This window comes from Candidatus Epulonipiscium viviparus, assembly GCF_000171335.1.
Classification (GTDB): Bacteria; Bacillota; Clostridia; order Lachnospirales; family Cellulosilyticaceae; genus Epulonipiscioides; species Epulonipiscioides viviparus.
The window spans coordinates 62938-73872 of sequence record NZ_ABEQ01000003.3 but is presented as its reverse complement, the minus strand read 5'-3'; the positions used below and the strand labels follow the sequence as shown (position 1 = coordinate 73872).

Below are 10935 nucleotides of genomic sequence, written 5' to 3'. Positions count from 1 at the left end.
GCGATAAAATCTTTGCTAACCAAGTCATGCGACGTAATTAGGTTATATGGTATTAGCGTCTGTTTCCAAACGTTATTCCATTCTATAGGGCAGGTTACCCACGTGTTACTCACCCGTCCGCCACTAACTTAAGAGCAAGCTCTCAAGTCCGTTCGACTTGCATGTGTTAAGCACGCCGCCAGCGTTCATCCTGAGCCAGGATCAAACTCTCGGTTAAAGAAAGTTTGTCATCTGACATTACTTTTAGTACTGATTCTTAAATGAATCGACTGATCTAGTTCTTGATACTATTTTATTTTCAATATTCAACTTATTTGCTGTTTTGTCATTTTATATCATATGCTGTTGCTTTTTGATATATTGTGTTGCTCTTGACTTGTCCTATTATGCACTATAATAGTAAATAAGTCAACCCTTTTTTTTAATTTTTTCATCTTTTTTTAAAAAAAACTTATTTCATAGGTTTTTCTTCCTTATAATAGTGCAAATTTTTTTTAATAAAAAAATCCTATCTCATATCTTTATTTAGCTGATTATTTTTTATAAAAACATATTTTATGCTAATTTTTTTTTTATATCTCAAAAAAAATCCCATATTCTCACTCAGAGAATACGGGATAATCAAACCATTTAACTATTATTTTTTGATTATGTAAGCAACCTAGTCAATTTAATATTTTTATATTTAACTCTGTTGTCATCACAATAATTTCTTCTCTTAATTGTATTTATAATTTTTGATCGATATCTATTTTATCCATATCGTCCATTTACTCATTTGAAAAATATAATAAAAGACATATCTTTTCTATATATCATACACATTTAGAATTTGATAACACCTATTATTGTAGATAAAATAAGCACTAAAATACTTACTGGCCAAACTAATCTCAAAGAATATTTAATATGATCACCAATTGACACTTCTGCAAGGCCTAACCCAACATATACTGCCGCAACGGATGGACTCACAAATGTACCAAATGTTGCTGTTAACAAGAATGTCGCTGCCACCACTTCTGGTGATACGCCAAATGGCTCTACTACTCCAATAATGATAGGTAATAATGCATAGTAAAAAGCATCTGTTCCCAACATCATCATAAGTGGTACTGAAAATAATGCCATGAACCAGTGCATGTGAGGTGCAATCCCCGCTGGAAGTATATTTACAATCGCAGTAGCCATCGCTTCTACCATTCCTGATCCACTAATAACACCCATAAATACACCCACTGCAAACAATGTCATACACATCACCATTGCATTTGTACCATATAGTTTTATTTTCTTTGATTGATCTTTTACATTTGGAAAATTCACAACTAGTGCAATTGCAAAAGCAATCATAAATATCGCATACAATGGAAATGCTAAATCCATAAATAATAAAATTAACATAACTGCTGTTAAAATTAAATTAAACCAATATATGTTTTGATTTCTATTTGTTTTTTCAGCAACTGCATTGTCTTCAAAAGAATCACTACCTTCAGCTATAATACCAGCGCCATTTTTCTTTTCAATTAAATATACAACATACGCAATGCAAAATGCAATAAGTATAATTACTATTACAGCTGGAATCATAAATGAATATAAATCGCCTGTTTCCACATTGGCCACTGTCGCTGCCCTCATGGTTGGTCCTCCCCAAGGCAAAATATTCATAGTTGCAAATGCCCCCATCATAGCTCCAAGTAATGCCTGTGGTCTAATTCCATATTTTTTACAAATTGGCAAAAATGCTGGCACTACAATTAAAAATGTTGTTGCCCCTGATCCATCTAAATGCGCTACAAATGTAACCATAACAATTGCCATAAATATAGTAAACATGTTTTTTCCAGTTTTCTTTACTAAAAAATTAATAATTGGATCAAATAACCCAACCTCTGACATCAATGAAAAATAGGAAATTGAAAAGGCAAACAAAATAACTGTTGATAACATTGTCTCCATTCCCGTTTCAATAAACCCTGCTATTTCTGTAATTCCAAATCCTGCTACTATAGCTGCTATTAATGGTAATATAATAAATGCTATAATTGGAGATAACTTTTCCCTAATTAAAACATACATCAATATAATCATTAATACAAATCCAATAATCGCTAAGCTCATTTATAAAACCTCCTTAATCTATTTTTTCTGTATATTTTGTTACTCATATATTAAACACTATTTTTATCCGTTTGTTAAATTCATAATTTTACTGTTTATCCATTCTTTTTCAGAATGTTTAATTTGCTTTATTTTTTTATATTTCTATTGTATAATATCATCAAATAAAAGCTTCTATAATTTATTTAAATTTTCAATACTATTCCTTACTGGAACGTTGCTAACGCATTTTTAAAAATATATATGTGTATACTAAACGATTTTATATTTAATATTTTGTAAATTTTCAATAAACTTTAATACAAGGAGAAAAAACATGAATGAAAAAGATTATGAAATGCTATTAACCTTAGATGCAACACGAAATATTACATATGCTGCTGATATATTATTTGTCACTCAGTCTACTTTATCAAAAAGAATTGTAGCAATTGAAAAAGAATTAGATGTTTCACTACTGCTGCGATCAAAACAAGGAATTCGCTTTACACCACCAGGAGAAATTGTTTTACAGCATACCAAAGAGATTATGCATGTATTATCTAAGATGCGCTCTTCATTAAATGCCAAGAAAAGTTATATATACGGTAAACTTAATATTGGCGTTGCCATTAATTATCCCAAATATCATTTATCTTCTATATTAACTTCTTATTATCAACAATATCCACACGTAAATACTCACATTACAACAGATCAAAGCAGAACTCTCTATTTACGTATGCTGGACAGCAGTCTTGATGCTGCTATTATTCGTGGAGAATATCCCTGGAATGACAATAAATTACTACTAGACAGAGAGCCTGTTTGTGCTATTGCAATAGAGCCATTTACACTTGCCGATCTTAGTCACAATAAGATCCCATACATATACCGAAAAACTGATGCCATTTTTGAACGCCAACTCACTCAATGGATGAACGAACATAATATACGCATTACTTCCCCCAGTATTTTTGTTGATAATATTGAAACTTGTGTTGCAATGGTAAATCGTAAATTAGGTTGGACTATTGTCCCTAAAATTTGTCTCAGTTCTTTTCATGGTTTTATTGTTCCATTACAATTTTCTAACGGAGACCCYTTTATGCGCTCAACTTATCTTATGTACAATGATAACTATAGGTCACTTCCACAAGTAGAAGCATTCATCAATATAGTTAAGGACTATAAACAAAACTAATATAATGACATCAAAAAATCTCGCATCCCTTATAATTGGGTTACGAGACTTCAAAATTTACTCTAATTCTATTGTTGCAGGTGGCTTTCCTGTCAAATCATATAATACTCGATTGACACCTCCAACTTCATTCACAATTCTAGTGGTCACTTTTTCTAACACTTCCCACGGTATTTTAACACTCTTTGCTGTCATAAAATCACTTGTTTCTACGGCTCTAAGCACTACCGCATAATCGTAGGTTCTAGAATCTCCCATTACTCCTACACTTTTCATGTTTGTAAGTGCAGCAAAATATTGCCCAATTTGCTCATCCAACCCTGCAAAAGCAATTTCCTCTCTATATATCGCATCAGCATCTTGGACTATTCGAATTTTTTCCGCTGTTACTTCACCAATAATTCTAATACCTAATCCTGGCCCCGGAAACGGTTGTCTATTTACTAATTTTGAATCAAGACCAAGCTCTATTCCAACTTTTCTCACTTCATCTTTAAACAACAACCTCAATGGCTCTATAATTTCTTTGAAATCAACATAGTCAGGAAGCCCTCCAACATTATGATGCGATTTTATCACTGCGGACTTATTCAACCCACTTTCTATTATATCTGGGTAAATCGTGCCTTGCACAAAAAAATCTACTGCACCAATTTTTTTTGCCTCTTCTTCAAACACTCTAATAAACTCTTCACCAATAATTTTTCGCTTTGCTTCTGGATCTGTCACACCTGCCAGCTTTGCATAAAACCTTTTGCTAGCATCTACCCGAATAAAATTCAAGTCTAATTTATTCTTGTCCGCAAATATTGCTTCTACTTCATCGCCTTCATTTTTTCTAAGCAGTCCATGATCCACAAATACGCAAGTTAATCCTTTTCCAATAGCTTTCGATAAAATCATTGCCGCAACTGAAGAGTCAACTCCACCAGATAGTGCCAATAGCGCCTTGCCTGCACCTACTTTAGCTCTTATTGCTTCTATCTGCTCCTTTGCAAAGTCAGCCATTTGCCAATCTCCCGCACATCCGCATACTACTCTTGCAAAATTATTTAACATCATTTCACCATTTTCAGTATGAGCTACTTCTGGATGAAATTGTACTGCATAAACTTTGCTCGCAGCATTCTCAAACGCAGCAATGGGGCAATCTACAGATTCCGCTGTAATATTAAATCCTGCTGGCACCTCTTTGACAGCATCTGTATGGCTCATCCAGCAAATGGTCTCCCCATTTAAGCTTTCAAATAATTTGCTATTCGCATTTAACGAAATCGCAGTTCTCCCATACTCACTAGTCTTTGCTTTTGCAACTACTCCGCCTAGCATATGCGCAATCAACTGTGCCCCATAGCATATTCCCAAAATAGGAACTCCCATTTCAAATATAGCTTTATCACAAATTGCGGCATCTGCGGCATATATACTATTAGGCCCTCCAGTAAATATTAGTCCTTTTGGTGCAAGCGCTTTCAATTTTTCCAGTGGCATATCATAAGGATGCACTTCACAATACACACCAGCTTCTCTAATTCTTCTCGCAATTAATTGATTGTATTGTCCTCCAAAATCAAGGACAACTATAACTTCATTTTTCATGACAACTCCTTTTTACGAATGAATACTATAATTTGGCGATTCTTTAGTAATTTGAATGTCATGAGGATGACTTTCTTTTAATCCGGCACTCGTAATTTTCGTAAATCTTGCAGTCTCTTTCAATTCCTGTATAGTTCTAGCACCTGCATAGCCCATTCCAGCTCGCAATCCACCGATCATCTGAAATATAGTATCTGCCACTTCTCCCTTATATGGAACTCGCCCTTCTACACCTTCTGGTACAAGTTTTTTTGCATCCGATTGAAAGTATCTATCCTTGCTCCCTTGCTCCATGGCAGCAATAGACCCCATCCCTCGATATACTTTATATTTACGACCTTGAAATAACTCCATTTCTCCAGGGCTTTCTTCACATCCTGCTAGCATCGATCCCATCATGCAAGCATCTGCCCCCATTCCAATGGCCTTAACAACATCTCCCGAAAACTTGATTCCACCATCTGCAATAATAGGCACACCCGTCCCCATYGCAGCGTTTGCACAATCTTCTATAGCAGTGATTTGTGGCACACCTACTCCTGATACAACTCTTGTTGTACAAATAGATCCTGGTCCAATTCCCACTTTAATAGCATCGGCTCCTGCGTCTATCAATGCTTTCGTTGCACTATACGTTGCAACATTACCTGCTATCACTTGCAAATTCGGATATGCTTTCTTTATATTTTTTACTGTATCAATAACTCCCAGTGAATGTCCATGCGCTGTATCAACAGTTATTACATCCACGCTTACACTATCTAAGGCTGCCACTCTATACATCACATCATCTGTTACTCCAACTGCCGCCCCCACCAACAATCTGCCATGGTCATCCTTTGCCGCATACGGAAATCGAATATTTTTCTCAATATCCTTAATTGTAATTAAACCTTTCAAATTGTTTTTCTCGTCCACAATCGGCAATTTTTCTATTCTGTGTCTAGACAATATTTCTTTTGCTTGCTCTAGAGTTGTTCCTTCTCTAGCTGTTACCAAGTCTTTGCTGGTCATGACTTCACTTATTTTCTTTTCATAATTGGTTTCAAATCTCAAATCACGATTAGTCAATATTCCAACCAACTTACCATCTTCGGTGATTGGCACTCCAGATATTCTAAACTTTGCCATCAATGCATTTGCTTCATAGACATAATGATCCTTAGAAAGCGAGAACGGATTTTTAATTACTCCATTTTCAGAGCGCTTAACTTTATCCACTTCTTCTTGCTGCGCCCTAATAGACATATTTTTGTGAATTATCCCGATGCCACCTTGTCTTGCCAGTGCAATAGCCATTGTCGACTCTGTTACCGTATCCATTCCTGCACTCAAAAATGGAACATTAATTGTGATCGTTCTGGTAAGTTTTGTTTTTAAATCCACATCTTTTGGAAGAATTGTTGAATACGCTGGAATTAACAATATATCATCAAATGTTAATCCTTCTTTAATAATCTTTGATGTAATCATCTAGTTAATTGCCTCCTTAAAAAGTTTTCAATATTATATCACACTTCTTTCATTAGTCATAGACATTTATTCTCATTCTAACAAAAGTCGCTGTCCTTATTATCTATAAATATTTACCTTTCCTATAACTGGAGTTAATGTTATGCGTGTTTGTTTATTGTTATATCTAATTGTTATCGTCCCCGACTTTACATCCGACGCATCATTACCAAAATACAACGCATTTCTACTCATAAACACTTCTACATGATTTGGAATGCTTATTTGCTTATTCCCAATACTGATTTTATCACTACCATCTACAGTATTAATCAATAACTTCTGCTCTCCTTGGTTTGCTAATTCTTTTATACCCAATATTTCGCTATAGACAGTATCCACAAAAACTCTATGCTCTATGTCTCTTAGGTACTTGCTTGGATATTGCATCACCACTACTATACTACACATTATTGTTGCAACTATTATCACTTCTATTAATGTAAAACCTTTATTATTTAGCATTTTCCAAGTACTTTAAATATTGTTTAATAACCAAACTTTCTACTCCTCTTTTAAATTTGGTGCTCAGCTCATCTTTTTCGCTAACTGGTTTTACCAAAATCGTATACAAACCTGTTCTATTTCCGCCCAATACATCTGTAAATACTTGATCTCCAATTAACGCCACTTTACATTGCTCTAGTTTCATATGCTCTGCAGCTTTTTTCAAATTTACACTACGTGGCTTCTTAGACTTATGAAACGCTCTCACCTGCAAACCTTTATCCAATCCCTCTGCAAATAATTCCACTCTCTTTTTGTTATTATTAGAAACCAACGTCAACTTAAACCCTTTTTCTACCAAATACTTCATCAACGTCATTATCTCTTCTGATGGAGTCTCTATAAAATATGGCACCAACGTATTATCAATATCAAAAACTAATCCTGCTATTCCTTTTTTCAGCAATTCTTCATAATCTATTTCATATATCGAGTTTACATACTCATTTGGAAAAAATATTTTCATAAGCATTTCTCCCTCTCTAATATTGATCAAATCTTGTTTGCACATACACAGTTTCATTTTCATAATCTATATCTAAATATAACTTTTCTGCTATTTGTCTTACAGTTTTATATGGATTCAAAGTAAATTTTTTCTTTGCATTTACCATTAACACCATTCCAGAATATTTTTCTACTTTATCACTAATATATCTCAGATCAAAGCTTACCTCAACTATAAACCCATTCTCTCCTTTATAGACTATCTCAACAGATTTATTAGCACACCCCCGACAAGTACGATATATATCTAATTCTGTTAATTCACTAAACTGTTCTTGCACATTTGCTAGCTTAGCATTTATCTCTCCTATCACTAAATCTCGCATCAATGATAGATGTGCCTCCATCCAATATTTGTCATTAATATCTACTGATCCTGCATTTGTCAGATTTCTGTTATCTATTATATTTATTGCATTAACTAGTATTCCAAATATTGCCCCGAATATAACTACAAAAATTAATATCGATCCTCTATTAGTAATATGCAACGCAGACTGCCTCGTTTTCATCATTTTTATCTGTCACTGCTAACACTATAAATGAATACGGTATCGTAAAGGAAACATCTGATTTTACCTCAATATGTTCTGCCCATTCATCTATTCCTTCTGGATTTCCTGTTGTCAACAATTTTCCGTCTATTATCATATGGTAGTTAAAAGCATCGGAGTTTCTCGGTAACACTATTTCTGCAAACTCTTCCTGCGATGTTTCTGCAGTAATTCTTATTTCGGATATAACTTTTGCAAATTCAAACAATGCTTTATTTTGCCTCACCATCCACCTCGAGTCGTTATTTATCTTTATACTCGAGCTCATTACCTGTAAAAACACTCCTATAATACACATAATCATGGTTGCGGTCATTATTACTTCTATAAAAGTGCCTCCTCTATCGGATAACTTTACGTTGTTCACACACTTCCACTCCCATATGTGCAAATGATTTTACATCAAGAAGCACATCTTGCGTTACCTTTAACTTCGATACCACCTTTCTTGTGCTATAGCTAAATGCCTTAATAAAGTATTCTACTTCTGCTAAATATTCGATACTCTTAGAATACATAACTTTGCCTTTGTATACACCATAGCAATTTTCATTATCAAATATTACTTCAGCTTTAGCGTCTTTCTCTACTATCAAATATTTATCTGCTGTCACAATTTTTTTCAGCTTTATATCCGTAAATGCATCAAACTCTTCTTGAATTTTGGCTATYTTATTTTTTTCTACTGCAATCAGTCCTACTTTATATAGCTTAGTTACTCTGTCAAATTCTATRATCTTACACGTTACTTCATATCTATCACTGCCTATATATTGGCATATGTTTTCTTTAATCTGATTTTTAACATGAAATATTGTATCTGCATATACATCAACTACCTTATATACTACATTTTCTCCCTTTAAAATAACTTCTACATTACCCTTTTTTAAAAACTCTAATGCTTCATGCAGTGTCTTGAATCTCCTTTTTTCAATGTCTACTGCATTATGCGCTATCCACACTTTGTGCATTTACGCCTCTATCCTCCAAATCCAAATTTATAACAAATACATCCTCTAATCCTTTCACTGTATACTTTATCGTAATTAACCCCGAATTCGCTGCCTTTGATATTCCCAATACGTCACAATATGCTACACTCGACCTATATTGCGAATATTGAATCGCCTTGGGACCTATACCAATATGTCCATACTTCCATTCCCCATCTTCGTCTACTAAATCTGTAAAATTACCTCTCAAGATAATCTCATTCGTTTCTATAGTATCTTCAAATCCTATTTCTACATTAGACATATGGTGTACTCTCTCCGAAATAAAATCATAGACTATTTCTGCATTGGCATATGCTTTATCTTCTTGTATCACTTGTTCATAATAATTAAACGCAATTTTTATATATTTAGATGCTACTATCAAAATAATGCTCAGCAATGCGAAACTAATTACACATTCAATCAATGTAAACCCCTTATTATTCATCCTCTCCTGCCGACAATTCAAACACTGCCCATTTCTTCATATTATCATCTAGCTTATCTTCTAAATCTTGATACGCCTCTTTATTAACCCGCACCTGAACCCCCTCATCTATTGAATATATTAATTCATTTCCATCCAATCTCAATTCTAATTTTGTTGTTTTACCACCGTTTTCCTCATCCACTATCTTAAAATCTTTTGCATCTAAATATTCCTTGTCTATAAGCTGATCATATGCTGTCGTCCAGTTTTCTTCATCTATATCTGCATGATTTACATTATACATTTCTATGGCATTTTCCACACTCTGCGCTGCTTGAATATCAGATTTTAATGCTATCAAATTAAATTGTTCAACAACCTGTGGTGCCACCATTGTGGATATTACTCCAATAATTGCCATAACTATAACAACTTCTATTAATGTAAATCCTCTATTATTTTTTAAAAGTTTCATACTTTATTCTCCTATTTAAAACGTGGTTACTAAATTAAGCATTGGCAACATAATTGCTGCTACCATCACTGCAACAAGCAAACCCATCACTATTGTTATACTGGGTTCAATTATCGCAATCGCTTTTCGCAACTCAACTTCATAATTTCTTTCTAAATATTTCCCCATTCGTAATAAAGATATACCTAATTCTCCGCTCTTTTCTCCAATTTTTATAATTTCCAATAAATATGGAATAATTATTGGACTAGATTTCAATGTATCACTCAAAAATTTTCCCTGAACCATATTTCTATTGCTTTGTATCAAAACTTCATTCATCATCGAACTGCTGGTGCTCTTTCTATAAATCTCTACTGCATCTCCCAGGTTCACTCCCGAAGTAATCAACAGTCCCATATAATTAGCCATATCCTTATTCTTACTCAATTTATATAGCAGAGAAATTTTCGGCATCTTCAGCGTTGCTCTTTCTGCCAATTTTCTTCCATATGTCCAATTTTTTATAGCCACTCCTGCTGCGATCAAAGCGCATATAACCAAGCCCAACAATAAATAATTTTCATCCACAAAGTTTGTTACTGCTATAAATATTTTTGTTACTACTGGCAATTCAGCTTCCTGGTTTCCAAACATTGTGGCAAAGGTTGGGAAAATAAATTTAGCACAAATAAACAATGCGACTACCATCGTTATAACTACAAATTTAGGATACAATGTCACCTGCTTGATCTTCTTTGTCATCTCAACATCCATCTGCAATTGATCAACCACTATCTTTAGTGTATTTTCCAGCCTTCCACTTGCTTCTCCAGCCTTCAATGCTCCTACTATAAATGCTGGCATATATGATATTTTTGCCAATGCTTCAGATATTGTATTCCCTTTCATAATTTCATTGATAATAATATTTGCTAATTGCTGAATCTCTTTTCGAGGATTAGTCTGTTTTATTAAAATTAATGTTTCATATAAGTTGATTCCACTTCTATTTAGCGCATACATTGCCTCAAAAAAAATCAACATATTTTCTTTCGACATAA

Annotated in this window: 12 protein-coding genes and 1 rRNA gene; 1 reads left to right on the top strand and 12 read right to left on the bottom strand. The window is 33.9% G+C overall.

The genetic code is table 11. The annotated features are described in order from the left end of the window. Both EPU_RS13790 and EPU_RS01005 read right to left on the bottom strand, forming a co-directional pair. Positions 1-217 (bottom strand): 16S ribosomal RNA (locus EPU_RS13790); the annotation flags it as partial. A gap of 608 nt (positions 218-825) precedes the next feature. Beyond that, entirely contained in the window at positions 826-2127 is a 1302-nt protein-coding gene (locus EPU_RS01005) for a CitMHS family transporter (RefSeq protein ID WP_010165917.1), read from the bottom strand. 316 nt (positions 2128-2443) lie between these two features. Here EPU_RS01005 and EPU_RS01000 point away from each other — a divergent pair, with 316 nt between their 5' ends. Continuing rightward, positions 2444-3310: a LysR family transcriptional regulator gene (locus EPU_RS01000; protein ID WP_010165915.1), complete on the top strand. Its 867-nt coding sequence runs from the start codon at positions 2444-2446 to the stop codon at positions 3308-3310. 57 nt (positions 3311-3367) lie between these two features. On the opposite strand, the gene guaA is transcribed toward EPU_RS01000, so the two are convergent. From guaA to EPU_RS00950, 10 genes are all read right to left on the bottom strand, one after another. Continuing rightward, the gene (gene guaA, locus EPU_RS00995; protein WP_010165913.1) at positions 3368-4909 is read right to left on the bottom strand and encodes a glutamine-hydrolyzing GMP synthase; all 1542 of its coding nucleotides are present in this window, start codon (positions 4907-4909) and stop codon (positions 3368-3370) included. A gap of 12 nt (positions 4910-4921) precedes the next feature. After that, the gene (gene guaB / locus EPU_RS00990) at positions 4922-6382 is read right to left on the bottom strand and encodes an IMP dehydrogenase (protein ID WP_010165911.1); all 1461 of its coding nucleotides are present in this window, start codon (positions 6380-6382) and stop codon (positions 4922-4924) included. 99 nt (positions 6383-6481) lie between these two features. Further along, positions 6482-6886: a prepilin-type N-terminal cleavage/methylation domain-containing protein gene (locus EPU_RS00985; protein WP_010165909.1), complete on the bottom strand. Its 405-nt coding sequence runs from the start codon at positions 6884-6886 to the stop codon at positions 6482-6484. After that, a complete protein-coding gene (locus EPU_RS00980; RefSeq protein WP_010165907.1) occupies positions 6876-7394 on the bottom strand; it encodes a YqeG family HAD IIIA-type phosphatase in 519 nt (172 codons plus the stop codon). The genes EPU_RS00985 and EPU_RS00980 overlap by 11 nt, the downstream gene beginning before the upstream one ends. Positions 7395-7410: 16 nt before the next feature. Next, positions 7411-7926: a hypothetical protein gene (locus EPU_RS00975; RefSeq protein ID WP_010165904.1), complete on the bottom strand. Its 516-nt coding sequence runs from the start codon at positions 7924-7926 to the stop codon at positions 7411-7413. Beyond that, the gene (locus EPU_RS00970; RefSeq protein WP_010165902.1) at positions 7913-8356 is read right to left on the bottom strand and encodes a hypothetical protein; all 444 of its coding nucleotides are present in this window, start codon (positions 8354-8356) and stop codon (positions 7913-7915) included. Before EPU_RS00970 ends, EPU_RS00975 begins: the two co-directional genes overlap by 14 nt. Beyond that, complete coding sequence (locus tag EPU_RS00965; RefSeq protein ID WP_029487753.1) at positions 8331-8963, bottom strand: hypothetical protein; 633 nt, start codon at positions 8961-8963, stop codon at positions 8331-8333. Before EPU_RS00965 ends, EPU_RS00970 begins: the two co-directional genes overlap by 26 nt. Next, positions 8938-9435: a PulJ/GspJ family protein gene (locus EPU_RS00960; protein WP_010165898.1), complete on the bottom strand. Its 498-nt coding sequence runs from the start codon at positions 9433-9435 to the stop codon at positions 8938-8940. The genes EPU_RS00965 and EPU_RS00960 overlap by 26 nt, the downstream gene beginning before the upstream one ends. Then, the gene (locus EPU_RS12490; protein ID WP_010165896.1) at positions 9428-9892 is read right to left on the bottom strand and encodes a type II secretion system protein; all 465 of its coding nucleotides are present in this window, start codon (positions 9890-9892) and stop codon (positions 9428-9430) included. Before EPU_RS12490 ends, EPU_RS00960 begins: the two co-directional genes overlap by 8 nt. A 15-nt stretch (positions 9893-9907) precedes the next feature. After that, positions 9908-10933, bottom strand: coding sequence for a type II secretion system F family protein (locus EPU_RS00950; RefSeq protein WP_010165895.1), 1026 nt, complete (start codon positions 10931-10933; stop codon positions 9908-9910). Positions 10934-10935 lie beyond the last annotated feature (2 nt).